Source organism: Halomonas sp. 1513 (assembly GCA_001971685.1).
Classification (GTDB): Bacteria; Pseudomonadota; Gammaproteobacteria; order Pseudomonadales; family Halomonadaceae; genus Franzmannia.
The window spans coordinates 2347095-2360464 of record CP019326.1 but is presented as its reverse complement, the minus strand read 5'-3'; the positions used below and the strand labels follow the sequence as shown (position 1 = coordinate 2360464).

Here is a 13370-nt window from a genome sequence, read left to right as displayed (position 1 = left end):
GCTAGTTGGCGTCGAGGAGCGTCTCGACCAGGCCGTTGAGCTGGCGCTGAAACTGGCCGCCGGGAGACGGCGGGTTGGGGTCGGCGGTGATGGCAATCGTCAGTGCCCGCTCGGGCACCACGAACAGTGCCTGCCCGCCGAAGCCGCGGCCATAGTAGGCCGCTTCGCCGCCCAGGGTGGTGACGAACCAGCCATAGCCATAGCCATCGTTGGTCCAGGGCGAACTGCCGCGAGCGGTCCAGGAGCGCTCGACCCAGTCCTCGGGCAGGATGCGTTGACCGTTGAGCTGGCCGTCGTGACGATACAGTTCGCCGATCTGTATCAGCGCGCGCGGCGATAGCAGCATGTCGTTACCGCCGAAGTAGATACCTTGCGGGTCGCGCGCCCAGGCCGGAATGTCGATCGATAGCGGCTCGCCGAGTAGCCGCCGGGCGAGTGCCAGCGTCGACTCGCCGCTGGCCTGGGTCAGGGCGGCTGACAGCAGGTGGCTGGAGCCGGTGGAGTAGAGCATGCGACCGCCGGGCTCATCGACGAAGGGGCGGCGCAGGGCATCGGCGACCCAGTCAGGGCTCGCCACCCAGGCCCCATAGTTGCCGCCTGAGGTGCGCTCCAGCCCGGCCTGAAGTGCCAACAGGTGGCCAACGGTAATCTCGTTGACGCGCGAGTCGGCATCGGCTGGCACGCGATCGCCTAGCAACTCGACCAGCGGCTGATCGTCGTCCTCGATCACCCCGGCGTGAATGGCTGCGCCGGTGAGCGCCGCCAGCACGGTCTTGGAGAGTGACTTCACATTGGCGGGAGTGGTAGTGCCAGGGCCGCCCTGATGGTGCTCGAGGACGATCTCGCCGTCATGTGCGACCACCAGTGCATGCACCCTGTCGAGTCGCTGGGTGGCGTCTCGCATCTCGGTCAGCGCCTGCTCGGAGGGCGCATCGGCGGCTGCGCCAGCCGCCATCAGTCCGCACAGTGTCACGCCGGCGAGTATGGCAGTGAGGGGTCGCATCCATGCCTGTGACACGGCGAGCATAGGCGCATCTCCTTGAAGTGGTTGGCCTGGTTTGAGCTCGCTGCGAACGCGTTGGTTCCCTGGTCGCGGCCAGTTGCCCGGGCGCTACCGGTGTGCAAGGCGGATGAGGGCTGCTAGGCTGGAATGGCCGGCGGCATGAACGCCGGCCGATCTGGGCAATGCCGTGCCGTCAGGATGACGTCGCGCTGCCCGCTTCCGACTCGAGATGCAAGGAGTGCCACCATGCGCAGCATTATCTATATCATTGGCCTGATCGTGGTTGTGATGTTCGTCTTGTCGCTGCTCGGCTTGCGCTGAGCCGCGTCGCGGGTGTCGATATGTTGGGCAAGTACCGCTATCGAATGCTGCTGGTGCTGGGCACCTTGCTCACCGTTACCCTGCTCTGCGGATGCGCCGCACGGGTCACACCCGCGGTCGACATCGACACGCCGCAGCCGGTCTATCTGGTCGATCACGGCCGCCACGCCAGCCTGGTGATTCCTCACCGAGAAGGCCTCACGCGCTACTCCTTCGGCGAGTGGGACTGGTACGTGGAGGGCCGGCGCGGGACCCTGGCCGGGCTCTCTGCCTTGCTGTGGCCGACCGACAGTGGACTCGGACGCATGGATCACGACATCACCGAGGCCGCACCGCTGCCCGCCCGGGTGACCCCCGAGGGGCGCCAGCGGGTCTATGAACTTTCGGCGGAGTCCGAGCGCGTCGAAGCGCTGCGACAGCGCCTCGATGCCTTCCACGCCGCAGCGCCGGAGCCCCCCGTTTACAGCGAAACCTTCGGGCTCTACTTCGTACCCTACGACCGCGACTATTGGGCCGGGCACCAGTCGAACCTAAAGGTCGTCGAGTGGCTCGAGGAGCTGGGGCTGGACGTCCAGGGCTCGGCCTGGCTATCGCGTTGGCGAATCACCCCGGTCTCATCGAACTGAATCTTCTTCACCTGAGTCATGGCGGTATGTCCTGCGATGGATAACAATTCGTTGCAATGACTTTCTTGGTCGCCGTGAATGTGTATGCTGAACGAGTGAGTCTTACCCTAGCGTCGTGCGAGCGATGGCGGCGTAAACGCAGTTGACTAAGGGGAATCGATAGATGGCACAACAATCAATGAGTGAACTCTCCCGCGACAACCGGGTGCGCATCCTGGCCGGGGTGGCAGCGATCGCGCTGGTCTATGCCTTGATTGCCAGCTCCGGCGCGAGCTCCGCACGCGAAGAGCGCGATAGCCTCGAGGAGCGGGTCGCGGTGCTCGAGGGCGAGAACGACGCGCTGCGCAGCGAAGTCGACACGTTCGCCGAAGCCCAGGGCAGCGTCGAGGAGGCCCAGCAGCAGCTCGAGGCGCTGGAAGCCGACGCCGAGGCGGCCCGCGAGCGCCTCGCCGAGGTAGAAAACCAACTGGCCGATAGCGAAGCACAGCTGGCCGATCAGGAGGCCGCCTACGAGGCGCGTCAGGCCGAGCAGGAAGAGGAGCTCGACGCACGGCGCCAAGAGCAGGAAGAGGAGCTCGAAGCCCGCCGCGAGGAGCAGGAAAACGAGCTGGCGGCACGTCGCGATGAGCTCGAGGCACAGGTCGAGGAGCTCAACGAGCAGGCCCAGGCGCTGGACGAGCAGGTCGCGCAGAAGCAGGCCGAGCTGGAAACGCTGGAAGCCCAGGCCGAAGAGACGCGCGAGGCCCGCGACAGCGCGCGTGACTCGTTCGAGGCACTGGAGGAGCAGATCGCCGAGGCCGAAGGGCGTCACGCCGAGCTGGAAAGCCAGGTCGAGTCCGGTCAGGAGCGCGTCACTGCCCTGGAGGAAGAGATCGAAGCACTGGAAGCCCAGGCCGAGGAGCGCCAGGCGACCGTCGACGAACTCGATGGTCAGATCGAGGCGTCACAGCGCAGCTTCGACCACGTCGAAGAGGGCCTGGAAGGCGCCCTCAACGAGTATGAAGAAACCCGGGCGCAGGTCGAAGAGGCAGAGGCGCGCCTCAACGAGCTCTCCGAGCAGACCACTGCCCGGACCGAGCAGCTCGAGCGTCTCGAAGCCCAGCTGGCCAGCTGGCGTGACGAGCTGAGCGAGCTCGAAGCCAGCCTCGAAGCAGCCGCGGCGCAGCAGGAAGAGGACGAATGAGCTGATCTGACGCCCGTGGCGTAGCGGTATGACTACACGGCGGCGAGCCTCCAGCTCGCCGCCGTTTTTGATGTGTCAGGCCAAAGTTGAGCATGGCGCTTGGTTATACCGCCCGCTACCGGGTTATACTCGCCGTCACATCGACCGGTGCCGACCGGTCGCCATGATCGACCAGCAGGAGCAAGCCGTGATCGAAGGGGTAAAGCATATCGTTGCCGTGGCGTCGGGCAAGGGGGGCGTAGGCAAGTCAACCGTGACCGTCAATCTGGCCCTGGCGATGGCCGCCGAAGGCTATCGGGTGGGCCTGCTCGACGCCGATATCTACGGGCCCAGCCAGGCGCAGATGCTGGGGATCGGCGAGGGCGTGCGGCCGCAGCAGGCCGGCGAGAACCAGTTTCAGCCCCTCGAGGCCCACGGCATCCAGGCGATGTCGATGGCGTTCATGGTCGACATCAACGAGCCCATGGTATGGCGTGGGCCGATGGTGGCCGGTGCCTTCCAGCAGATGCTCAACCAGACCGCCTGGAACGACCTCGACTACCTGTTCATCGACATGCCGCCGGGTACCGGCGACATCCAGCTGACCCTGGCGCAGAAGGTGCCGGTGTCGGGGGCGGTGATCGTTACCACGCCGCAGGACATCGCCCTGCTCGACGCGCGCAAGGGCATCGAGATGTTCCGCAAGGTCAACGTGCCGGTGCTCGGCGTGGTCGAGAACATGAGTCTGCACATCTGTTCCGAGTGCGGACACAGTGAGCCGATCTTCGGCGCCGGCGGCGGCGAGCGCATTGCGGCTCAGTACGAGACGCGCCTGCTGGGCCAACTGCCGCTGACGCTGTCGATTCGCGAACAATCCGACAGCGGCCGGCCGACGGTGATCAGCGACCCCGACAGCGAGGTGGCAGCGACCTTCCGCGGCGTGGCGCGTGCGGTGGCCGAGGGTGTCGAGGGCCAGCAGCCCGCGGGCCCAAGCATCAGCTTCGGAGACTGAACACCGCCATTGCCAGCTTTGTATTCGCCTTGCGGGCCGTTATCATGACGGCCCGTTTTCTTTGTGCTGGCGCGACGGCGCGGCAGCTTTGCCCTATCAAGGACGCCCCGATGAGCATCAAATCCGACAAGTGGATCCGCCGCATGGCCGAGCGGGAAGGCATGATCGAGCCGTTCGAGGCTGACCAGGTGCGCTATGTGGACGAGAGCCGGGTGATCTCCTACGGGACCTCGAGCTACGGCTATGACGTGCGCTGCGCCGACGATTTCAAGGTATTCACCAACATCCACTCTGCGGTGGTCGACCCCAAGGCCTTCGATGAGAAGAGCTTCGTCGACATCAAGGGCGACGTCTGCGTGATTCCCCCCAACTCCTTCGCGCTGGCACGCACCGTGGAGTATTTCCGCATTCCGCGCAGCGTGTTGACCATCTGCCTCGGCAAGTCGACCTACGCGCGCTGCGGGATCATCGTCAACGTCACGCCGCTGGAGCCGGAGTGGGAAGGGCACGTGACGCTGGAGTTCTCCAATACCACCAACCTGCCGGCCAAGATCTACGCCCACGAGGGCGTGGCGCAGATGCTGTTCCTGGAGTCCGACGAGGTGTGCGATATCTCCTATAAGGACCGCGGCGGCAAGTACATGGGGCAGCGGGGCGTGACACTGCCCAGGACCTGAGCGCTACTCCTCGTCCAGCTCTTCCGCCGCATCGGCATGCGACAGGCGCAGCCCCTGCGGCGGCAGCGGCATGCCGTCGAGGGTCGGGCCCTGCTGGCCCAGCTGTAGGCGGCCCTCGAGGAACCACTTCACGGCAATCGGGTAGATCAGGTGCTCACGGGCGTGCACCTTGTCCTTGAGCGAGGCTTCGTCGTCGCTGGCCTCCACCGTGACCGCGGCCTGCACCACCACCGGGCCGCCGTCGAGCTCCTCGGTGACGAAGTGCACGCTGCAGCCGTGCTCGCTGACGCCGTCGGCGAGCGCCCGGGCATGGGTATCGAGGCCCTGGTAGGCGGGGAGCAGCGAGGGGTGAATGTTCAGCAGCCGACCGAAGAAGCGCTGCACGAAGAGCGGCGTCAAGATACGCATGAAACCGGCCAGCACGATCAGGTCGGGCTCGTGGCGTTCGATGACCTTGATCAGGGCGCCGTCGAAGGCCTCGCGACTGTCGTACTCGCGATGCGGCAGGGCCACGGCGTCGATGCCGGCGTCGCGGGCGCGCTTGAGGCCATAGGCGTCGGCCTGGTTGGAGATCACCGCGACGATCTCGCCGCCCAGCTCGTCGTAGGACTGGGCGTCGATCAGCGCCTGGAGGTTGCTGCCGTTGCCAGAGATCAGCACGACCACGCGCCGCGCCTCACTGGGTGCGGCGGTGAAGTCGTTGAGGGTGTCGCTGGCCGGCGTGGGGGCGTCGACGCTGCTGCTCATGCCGAGAGGTTCTCCAGTTGTACCTGGGCTTCATCGCCGCGCCGGGCGCTGATCTCGCCGAGGCGGTAGACCTGCTCGCCCTGGGCTTCCAAATAGGCTTGGGCCGCCTCGGCCTGGTCGGCGGAGACCACTACCACCATGCCGATGCCGCAGTTGAGCACGCGATGCATCTCGTGCTCGTCGACGTTGCCCTGCTGCTGCAGCCAGTCGAACACCGCCGGGCGACTCCAGCGGGTCACGTCGACGTGGGCGGTGAGCGTCTCGGGCAGCACGCGGGGGATGTTTTCGAGCAGGCCGCCGCCGGTAATGTGTGACAGCGCATGCACCGCCACGCCGCTCTCCTTGATCAGCGACAGCAGCGACTTGACGTAGATGCGGGTCGGCGCGAGCAGCGCCTCGAGCAGCGGCTGACCGTCGAGTTCGGTGTCCAGCGGCGCCGCTGAGACCTCGAGGATCTTGCGGATCAGCGAGTAGCCGTTGGAGTGCGGGCCGGAGGAGGCCAGGCCGAGCAGGACATCGCCGGCGGCGACCTTGCTGCCGTCGAGGATCTCCGATTTCTCGACCACGCCGACGCAGAACCCGGCCAGGTCATAGTCGCTGCCCTCATACATGCCCGGCATCTCGGCGGTCTCGCCGCCGACCAGCGCGCAGCCGGCCTGGAAACAGCCTTCGCCGATACCGGTCACCACGTCGGCGGCGATGTCGACATCCAGCTTGCCCGTGGCATAGTAGTCGAGGAACAGCAGCGGCTCGGCGCCGGCGACCACCAGGTCGTTGACGCACATGGCCACCAGGTCGATGCCGATGGTGTCGTGCTTGTCGAGGTCCATGGCCAGGCGCAGCTTGGTGCCGACGCCGTCGGTGCCGGAAACGAGTACCGGCTCGCGATAGCCGCTGGGCAGCTGGCACAGCGCGCCGAAACCGCCGAGTCCGCCCATCACCTCGGGACGGGTGGTACGCTTGGCAACGCCCTTGATGCGCTCGACGAGCGCATTGCCGGCGTCGATGTCCACGCCGGCGTCCTTGTAGCTGAGGGACGGCTGGGACGGCTGGGAGGAGTCGGACGAGCTGCGGGTCATGACCAATCCTGTCGTAATGCGGCGAGAAAGATGGGGTGAAAATGCGGCGTGAATTGTAGCATCACCTGACAGCGCCCGCACCGCCGGTGCGTGGCAAATGCATGTGGTAGCGCCCACAGGAGTGGCGAATCAGCACCAGGGAGTCGAGGATGCGCAGAGAGTGGTGGTTGCTGGCCGTAGCGGTCGGCCTGGTGTGGCTGCTGGTCCAGCTCGAGTCGATGTTGATGCCGTTTATCGCCGGGATGATCATCGCCTATCTGGGCGACCCGCTGGCCAACCGGCTGCAGCGCCTGGGGCTGTCGCGGCCGATGGCGGTAAGCGGGGTGTTTCTGGTGATGGTCCTGCTGCTCAGCATCAGCCTGCTGATCCTGATTCCGTTGACGGTGCAGCAGGCGCGCCAGTTCGGCGAGGTGGTGCCGAATATCTTCGAGTGGTTCGAGACGGCACTGGCGCCTCAGGTACAGGCCTGGACCGGCTACGACCTGCGCGGTGAGCTCGACAATGTCCAGGAAACCCTGGCCGAGCACTGGCAGGAAGCCGCCGGCCCTGCCGCCGAGATTCTGGGCCGCGTGGGACGCTCCGGGCGCGCCTTCCTGACCTGGATCACCTACCTGTCGCTGGTGCCGGTGGTGGCCTTCTATCTGCTGCTCGACTGGGAGCGGCTGCTGCACAGTATCCGCAGCCTGCTGCCGCGCCAGTGGGAGCCGGATGTGACGCGCCTGGCCAAGCGCTGCGACGAGGTGCTGTCGGCGTTTCTGCGCGGCCAACTGCTGGTCATGCTGTGCCTGGGGGCGATCTATGCGCTGGGCCTGACGGTGATGGGGGTGCGCTTCGGGCTGTTGATTGGCCTGTTGGCAGGGCTTGCCAGCATCGTGCCATTCCTGGGCTTTATCGTTGGCATCAGCGTGGCACTGGTAGTGGCGTTCTTCCAGTTCGGCAGCTGGCTGGCACTGCTCGGCGTGGTGGCGGTATTCAGCATCGGTCAGGCGGTGGAGAGCACGGTGCTTCAGCCCAAGCTGCTCGGCGATAAGATCGGCCTGCATCCGGTGGCGGTGATCTTTGCCGTGCTGGCCGGCGGCAATCTGTTCGGCTTTACCGGGGTACTGCTGGCGTTACCTGCCGCTGCGGTCATCATGGTACTATTGCGAGAAGTCAAAGAGCGCTATAAAAACAGTACCTTATATGATGCCGCACGGAATGGCGGCAGTGATGAGGAGCCCCCATGAGCCCCGCCCCTGCGCAGTTGCCGCTGGGCGTAGGATTGCGCGACGATGCGACCTTCGCCAACTTTCTGCCGGCCGGCAATGCCAGCCTGGTAGAGACGCTGCGCGCCCAGTGGCAGCCGCAGGGCGAGCCGTTTCTGTTCCTGTGGGGCGCCTCCGGGGTTGGCCGCAGTCATCTGCTGCAGGCCGCCTGCCATGCGGCCAGCGACCACGACAAGCGCGCTCTCTACCTGCCGCTGGCCGAGCTTGGCCACTTCCCTCCGCACATGCTCGAGGAGCCTGAGCGCCTCGACCTGGTGGCCATCGATGACCTGGACAGGGTGCTGGGTCGCCGGCGCTGGGAAGAGGCGCTGTTCCATGCCTTCAACCGGCTGCGCGATGCCGGCAAGCGCCTGATCATCGCCGCGCCGGCGGCGCCGCGCCAGCTGGAGGTGATGCTGCCCGACCTGGCCTCGCGGCTGACCTGGGGCACGACCTTCCATGTCCACCCGCTGGATGATGAGGGGCGCCTGGCCGCGCTCAAGCTGCGTGCCAAGGTGCGCGGCATGCTGCTGTCGGATGAGGTGGCGCGCTACATGCTCCACCGTGGGCCTCGGCGTCTCGGCGAGATGTGCGATGCCCTGGATACGCTGGATCGCGCCTCTCTCTCCGCCCAGCGCAAGCTGACCATTCCCTTCGTCAAGCAGGCACTGGGCTGGTAACGCCACCCCTCTACCATTTTGTGCACGCTGTATTGTCTGAACCGGTCTACATTCAATGTGGGCTGCCGTGGCAATGCCACCAGGAGGTGCGCGACATCAGCGTGATGAGGTGAGATCAATACGCACTACCGGTCATCATAAGAAGCATAACCGACCGCCCGGATAAGCGGTCGTCACGTCAGAGGTATTGCCTCATGAAACTACTCGCAGTCTCAGTCACCACGGCATTGCTGATGGGGAGCACTCCTGCGTGGGCTCAGCCCACCAGTGACGAAGCGCTCGAACGCATGCGTGGCATGCAGACCACCGGCCAGTCGCTTGCCATGCAGACGGTCCCTCAGGACGGCGAGGTGGCCGACGCCATCCGCCGCAACCTGGAGCGAATCCGTCTGCCACCGGGATTCCGGATCGACCTCTATGCGGTCGTTCCGGATGCGCGCCATATGGCTGTCGGCCCCTCCAGCGGGGTGGTCTTCGTTGGTACCCGCAAGACTGACATGTGGTCGGTCACCGATCGCACCAAGAATCGCGTCGCTGACGAGGTCAAGCGCTTCGCGCCGGCGATCTCCTTTACACAACCCGGGCCATGCTTCACGCAGGATGGCTTTCTCTACGTCGCCGAGCACAATCGGGTGCTGGTGTTCCCGGCCGCCGAGTTCTTTTTCGAAGGACCGGATGTGGCAGTGGATATCGTGGTGCCCGGCGGCGAGCTGATCCCGGTCGAGGAGGAGAGCTTCAATCACGGTGCACGGGTCTGCGCAGTGGGCGCCGACAACAAGCTCTATATCTCACTGGGCCAGCCCTACAACGTGCAGCCCGCCGACAAGCGCGAACTGTATGAGGAGAACGGCATCGGTGGAATCGTGCGCATGGAGCGCGACGGTAGCCGCCGTGAAGTGTTCGCCAGGGGAGTGCGCAATTCGGTCGGCATCACCTTCCATCCCGATACCCAGGAACTATGGTTCACCGACAATCAGGTTGACGGCATGGGTGACGATATCCCTCCTGGTGAGATCAACCATGCGCCCAAGCCGGGCATGCACTTTGGCATGCCGTGGTACGGCGGTGGCGACACCCGCACCGTTGACTATCGCGACGAGGAGCCGCCGGAGGGGCTGACCTTCCCGGTGGTCGAGACCGTTGCCCATGCGGCGGATCTGGGGCTCACCTTCTATCGTGGCGAGATGTTCCCCGAGGGGTATCGTGGCGGCCTGTTCAGCACTCAGCGTGGCAGCTGGAATCGCTCCACGCCGGTGGGCGCGAGGGTGATGTTCACCCCCTTCGCCGAGGACGGTAGCGGCCCGAGTGGCGCCACCATTCCCTTTGCCGAGGGCTGGCTTGACGAGAGCAGCGGCGAGTACTATGGCCGAATCGCCGACGTGGCTCAACTGGCTGACGGGTCGCTGCTGGTCTCCGACGATACTGCCGGTGCCATTTACCGGATCTCCTATGAACCTCCTGCGTCTCAGGAAACCGACACCTGACGTGTATAGCTGGCGCAGCGGCCCCCTGGGGGCCGCTGCTGGACGGGATTTCTGGAGCACCCATCATGCGACTCATGTCGACTATCGCGGCTGCACTGGCTTGCAGTTGGCCAGCTGCGGCACTGGTCCAGCCAGCACAAGCCGGCAGCCTGGAGGCCGGCCGCGACAAGGCGCAGCAGTGCGCCGCCTGCCATGGATTGGATGGCCTCAGTCGCCTTCCGGACGCGCCACATCTAGCCGGCGACAGCGCGCTCTACCTGGCCGCTCAACTGCGCGCCTACCGTGGAGGTACACGCCAGCACCCGCAGATGAGCATTATCGCCGCTGGTTTGAGTGACGAGGACATTGCTGACCTGGCCGCCTGGTACGCAGGCATTGCGATAAGCGTCACGCTCCCCGATGACGCGCCAGGCAAGGTCAGCGGCTCAGATTGACGTTGACGCGCTGGCCGCTGCTCAGCCTGACCTGATGGATGATGATCCGCGGCCTGCCGTCGGGTGGCGTGACGCTGCCCGAGACGTAGTAGTCGCCCGCCGGCAGGCCGTTGACGGTGAAGCGGCCGTCATCATCGGTGCTGGCCTGGCGGGTGTAGGCCTGGGCGCGGGGGTCGGCGGGCTCCACGGCCTGCCCGGCCAGCGCTTTCTCGGCGGCTTCTGCCGAATAGGTGGTGACCGGCGCCACCGATACCCGGCTGTTGCGCCCGACCACGGTACCCGAGGCGGTATCGAGGCTCAGCCGGCCGCTGATCGAGCCGCTGCCGTGTTTCTCCAGCGCCGCATATTCGGCCTCGGGGAAGGCCACTTCGCGGGCCACGCGGCCCGGTGCCGGTGCGTCATCGGGGGCGCGCTCGGCCTCGGTGCCGACGTCCGTCACCTCGATTCGCTCAGGAGGCGGGCCGGGCGTGGTGTCGATCAACTGGCAGCCGCTCACGGCCAGGCCGGCGGCAGCGATGACCAGGTATTTCAACAGCCGGTGTTGCATAGCGCATCTCCTACTTCCATGTGTTCAGCGGAACGCCCCTTGCCATATCGCCGTCGCCCTTGAGTCTAAGCCGCGGCCATCGTGTGCGCCACTGCCGCTTGAAAGCCCGGGGCAGCGCTACCATGGTAGTAGAGTGGCCCATCGACAGGGAGACGAGCATGGCCAAGACACGACGCGAGCGCGACAGCATGGGCGAGCTGGAGGTGCCGGCAGCTGCCCTCTACGGGGCCCAGACCCAGCGGGCAGTGAATAACTTTCCGATCAGCGGCCAGCGCATGCCGATGGCCTTCATTCACGGCGTGGCTCACGTCAAGCTGGCGGCGGCGCGGGTCAATGCCGAACTCGGCCTGCTCGACCGGCTGCGCGCCGACGCCATCGCCGCCGCTGCGCAAGAGATCCTCGATGGCCAGCATGACGACCAGTTCCCGGTGGATGTCTTCCAGACCGGCTCGGGTACCTCCACCAACATGAACGTCAATGAGGTGATCGCCCATCTGGCGTCGCGTCAGGACCTGTCGGTGGGGCCCAACGACCATGTCAACATGGGGCAGTCGAGCAACGACGTGATTCCCACGGCGCTGCACCTCTCGGCAGCGCTGGGTGTCGAGCGGCGCTTGTTGCCGGCCCTCGATCACCTGCGCCAGACCATCGAAGCGCGCGCCGACGAGCTCGACGGGGTGGTCAAGACCGGGCGCACCCACTTGATGGACGCCATGCCGATTCGCATGAGCCAGGAGCTCGGCGCCTGGGCCAGCCAGGTGGCGCAGGCCAGCGAGCGCCTGGCGAGCGGCCAGCAGCGCCTTGGCCGGTTGGCCCAGGGCGCCACGGCGGTGGGCACCGGCATCAATGCCCATCCTGAATTCGCCGAGCGCATGGCGCGCAGACTCGCCGAGCAGACCGGGCTGGCACTGTCGCCCAACGACAGCCTGTTCGCCAGCCTGGCGTCCCAGGATGCCGCGGTAGAGCTATCAGGCCACCTGCGCGGCTACGCCTGCGTGGTGATGAAGATCGCCAACGACCTGCGTTGGATGAACTCGGGGCCGCTGGCAGGCCTCGGCGAGATCGAGCTCGAGGCGCTGCAGCCGGGCAGCTCGATCATGCCGGGCAAGGTCAATCCGGTGATTCCCGAGTCGGCGGCCCAGGTTGCCGCCCAAGTGATCGGGTTGGATAGCGCGGTCACGGTGGCCGGCCAGAGCGGCAACTTCCAGCTCAACGTGATGCTGCCGCTGATCGCCAACAACCTGCTTGCCGGCATCGATCTGCTGAGCAATATCAGTCACCTGCTCGCCGACCGTGCCATCGCCACCTTCAAGGTGCGCGAGGAGCAACTGCGCGAACCCCTGGTGCGCAACCCGATTCTGGTCACCGCGCTCAACTCGGTGATCGGCTATGACGCGGCGGCGGCGATCGCCAAGCAGGCCTATCAGGCGGGGCGGCCGATTCTCGATGTGGCCGAGGAGCAGACCGAGCTGTCGCGTGAGGAGCTGGAGCGCCTGCTCGATCCGGCGACGCTGACCCGCGGTGGCATACCCGAGTGAGGTTCGCAAGCGAACATATGCTCAGGCGATATGCAGCGTGACATCGTGGGTTTCCAGCAGCCGGCAGATGGTCTCGGAGGGTCGTCGATCGGTGAACAGGGCGTCGAGCTGAGAAATGTTGCCTTGGCGCACCACCGGGTTGCGGTGGAACTTGGAGTGGTCGGCGGCCAGGAAGACCTGCCGTGAGTTGCGAATGATCGCCTGGGCGACACGCACCTCCTGATAGTCGAACTCGAGCAGCGAGCCATCCTCATCGATGCCGCTGATGCCGATGATGCCGAAATCGACCTTGAACTGGTTGATGAAGTCGATGGTCGCTTCGCCGATGATGCCGCCGTCGCGTGCGCGTACCTGGCCGCCGGCGACGATCACGTTGAAATCCTCCTTGTGCTGCAGGGTGGCGGCGACGTTGAGATTGTTGGTGATCACCTCGAGCCCCTTGTGATACTCGAGCGCCTCGGCGATGACTTCGTTGCTGGTGCCGATGTTGATGAACAGCGAGGCGTTGTCGGGAATCTTCGAGGCGAGCAGCTCGGCGATGCGCCGCTTGGCATCCAGGTTGAGCGTCTTGCGGGTGCTATAGGCGGTATTCACGGTGCTCGATTCCAGCCCTGCGCCGCCGTGCACGCGGCGTATCAGCCCCTCCGCAGCCAGGGCGTTGAGGTCGCGGCGAACGGTTTGTGGCGTCACGTCGAAGTGACTGGTCAGTTGTTCGATGGCGGCATAGCCCTGGCGTTTCACCAGTGCCACGATGGCGTCCTGACGTTCCCGCTGATTCATCAGATTTGCGCGAGATACCCGGTACTTTTAGTGCCG

14 protein-coding genes are annotated in these 13370 nt (G+C 65.7%); 9 read left to right on the top strand and 5 right to left on the bottom strand.

The window, feature by feature from the left end:
• Position 1: 1 nt before the first annotated feature.
• Positions 2-1003, bottom strand: a complete 1002-nt coding sequence (locus BWR19_10640; protein APX94994.1) for a 6-aminohexanoate hydrolase — start codon at positions 1001-1003, stop codon at positions 2-4.
• Between the two features lie 365 nt (positions 1004-1368).
• On the opposite strand from BWR19_10640, the gene BWR19_10635 reads away from it, so the two are divergent.
• The 4 genes from BWR19_10635 to BWR19_10620 all read left to right on the top strand — a co-directional run bounded on the left by BWR19_10635 (position 1369) and on the right by BWR19_10620 (position 4801).
• Positions 1369-1950 (top strand): hypothetical protein, encoded by a 582-nt coding sequence (locus BWR19_10635; protein ID APX94993.1) that lies wholly within the window; start codon positions 1369-1371, stop codon positions 1948-1950.
• 178 nt (positions 1951-2128) lie between these two features.
• On the top strand, positions 2129-3133 hold the full coding sequence (locus tag BWR19_10630; GenBank protein APX93347.1) for a hypothetical protein: 1005 nt from the start codon (positions 2129-2131) through the stop codon (positions 3131-3133).
• Between the two features lie 187 nt (positions 3134-3320).
• The gene (locus tag BWR19_10625; protein ID APX94992.1) at positions 3321-4124 is read left to right on the top strand and encodes a Fe-S-binding ATPase; all 804 of its coding nucleotides are present in this window, start codon (positions 3321-3323) and stop codon (positions 4122-4124) included.
• Positions 4125-4234: 110 nt separating this feature from the next.
• On the top strand, positions 4235-4801 hold the full coding sequence (locus tag BWR19_10620) for a dCTP deaminase (GenBank protein APX93346.1): 567 nt from the start codon (positions 4235-4237) through the stop codon (positions 4799-4801).
• A 3-nt stretch (positions 4802-4804) separates the two neighbouring features.
• Here BWR19_10620 and BWR19_10615 read toward each other — a convergent pair whose 3' ends face one another.
• Positions 4805-5548, bottom strand: coding sequence for a phosphoribosylglycinamide formyltransferase (locus tag BWR19_10615; protein ID APX93345.1), 744 nt, complete (start codon positions 5546-5548; stop codon positions 4805-4807).
• A complete protein-coding gene (locus BWR19_10610; protein ID APX93344.1) occupies positions 5545-6627 on the bottom strand; it encodes a phosphoribosylformylglycinamidine cyclo-ligase in 1083 nt (360 codons plus the stop codon). Before BWR19_10610 ends, BWR19_10615 begins: the two co-directional genes overlap by 4 nt.
• A gap of 149 nt (positions 6628-6776) precedes the next feature.
• On the opposite strand from BWR19_10610, the gene BWR19_10605 reads away from it, so the two are divergent.
• The 4 genes from BWR19_10605 (at position 6777) to BWR19_10590 (ending at position 10469) form a co-directional block, all read left to right on the top strand.
• Positions 6777-7853, top strand: a complete 1077-nt coding sequence (locus tag BWR19_10605; protein APX93343.1) for an AI-2E family transporter — start codon at positions 6777-6779, stop codon at positions 7851-7853.
• Positions 7850-8551, top strand: a complete 702-nt coding sequence (locus BWR19_10600; protein ID APX93342.1) for a DnaA regulatory inactivator Hda — start codon at positions 7850-7852, stop codon at positions 8549-8551. Before BWR19_10605 ends, BWR19_10600 begins: the two co-directional genes overlap by 4 nt.
• Before the next feature lie 194 nt (positions 8552-8745).
• Positions 8746-10035: a sorbosone dehydrogenase gene (locus BWR19_10595; protein APX93341.1), complete on the top strand. Its 1290-nt coding sequence runs from the start codon at positions 8746-8748 to the stop codon at positions 10033-10035.
• A 65-nt stretch (positions 10036-10100) separates the two neighbouring features.
• A complete protein-coding gene (locus BWR19_10590; protein ID APX93340.1) occupies positions 10101-10469 on the top strand; it encodes a hypothetical protein in 369 nt (122 codons plus the stop codon).
• Here the strand turns inward: BWR19_10590 and BWR19_10585 are convergent.
• Complete coding sequence (locus tag BWR19_10585; GenBank protein APX93339.1) at positions 10453-11016, bottom strand: hypothetical protein; 564 nt, start codon at positions 11014-11016, stop codon at positions 10453-10455. The two genes, BWR19_10590 and BWR19_10585, sit on opposite strands and share 17 nt — an antisense overlap.
• A 158-nt stretch (positions 11017-11174) precedes the next feature.
• Between BWR19_10585 and aspA the strand changes: the two genes are divergently transcribed.
• Positions 11175-12554, top strand: a complete 1380-nt coding sequence (gene aspA / locus BWR19_10580) for an aspartate ammonia-lyase (protein ID APX93338.1) — start codon at positions 11175-11177, stop codon at positions 12552-12554.
• A 21-nt stretch (positions 12555-12575) separates the two neighbouring features.
• Here aspA and BWR19_10575 read toward each other — a convergent pair whose 3' ends face one another.
• Entirely contained in the window at positions 12576-13334 is a 759-nt protein-coding gene (locus BWR19_10575; GenBank protein ID APX93337.1) for a DeoR/GlpR family transcriptional regulator, read from the bottom strand.
• Between the last annotated feature and the right edge of the window lie 36 nt (positions 13335-13370).

Excerpts from the sequence above, each read along its gene's own strand:
- BWR19_10640 (APX94994.1), bottom strand. The coding sequence starts at position 1,003 with ATGCGACCCCTCACTGCCATACTCGCCGGCGTGACACTGTGCGGACTG.
- BWR19_10635 (APX94993.1), top strand. The coding sequence starts at position 1,369 with ATGCTGCTGGTGCTGGGCACCTTGCTCACCGTTACCCTGCTCTGCGGA.
- BWR19_10630 (APX93347.1), top strand. The coding sequence starts at position 2,129 with ATGAGTGAACTCTCCCGCGACAACCGGGTGCGCATCCTGGCCGGGGTG.
- BWR19_10620 (APX93346.1), top strand. The coding sequence starts at position 4,235 with ATGAGCATCAAATCCGACAAGTGGATCCGCCGCATGGCCGAGCGGGAA.
- BWR19_10615 (APX93345.1), bottom strand. The coding sequence starts at position 5,548 with ATGAGCAGCAGCGTCGACGCCCCCACGCCGGCCAGCGACACCCTCAAC.
- BWR19_10610 (APX93344.1), bottom strand. The coding sequence starts at position 6,627 with ATGACCCGCAGCTCGTCCGACTCCTCCCAGCCGTCCCAGCCGTCCCTC.
- BWR19_10605 (APX93343.1), top strand. The coding sequence starts at position 6,777 with ATGCGCAGAGAGTGGTGGTTGCTGGCCGTAGCGGTCGGCCTGGTGTGG.
- BWR19_10600 (APX93342.1), top strand. The coding sequence starts at position 7,850 with ATGAGCCCCGCCCCTGCGCAGTTGCCGCTGGGCGTAGGATTGCGCGAC.
- BWR19_10595 (APX93341.1), top strand. The coding sequence starts at position 8,746 with ATGAAACTACTCGCAGTCTCAGTCACCACGGCATTGCTGATGGGGAGC.
- BWR19_10590 (APX93340.1), top strand. The coding sequence starts at position 10,101 with ATGCGACTCATGTCGACTATCGCGGCTGCACTGGCTTGCAGTTGGCCA.
- BWR19_10585 (APX93339.1), bottom strand. The coding sequence starts at position 11,016 with ATGCAACACCGGCTGTTGAAATACCTGGTCATCGCTGCCGCCGGCCTG.
- aspA (APX93338.1), top strand. The coding sequence starts at position 11,175 with ATGGCCAAGACACGACGCGAGCGCGACAGCATGGGCGAGCTGGAGGTG.
- BWR19_10575 (APX93337.1), bottom strand. The coding sequence starts at position 13,334 with ATGAATCAGCGGGAACGTCAGGACGCCATCGTGGCACTGGTGAAACGC.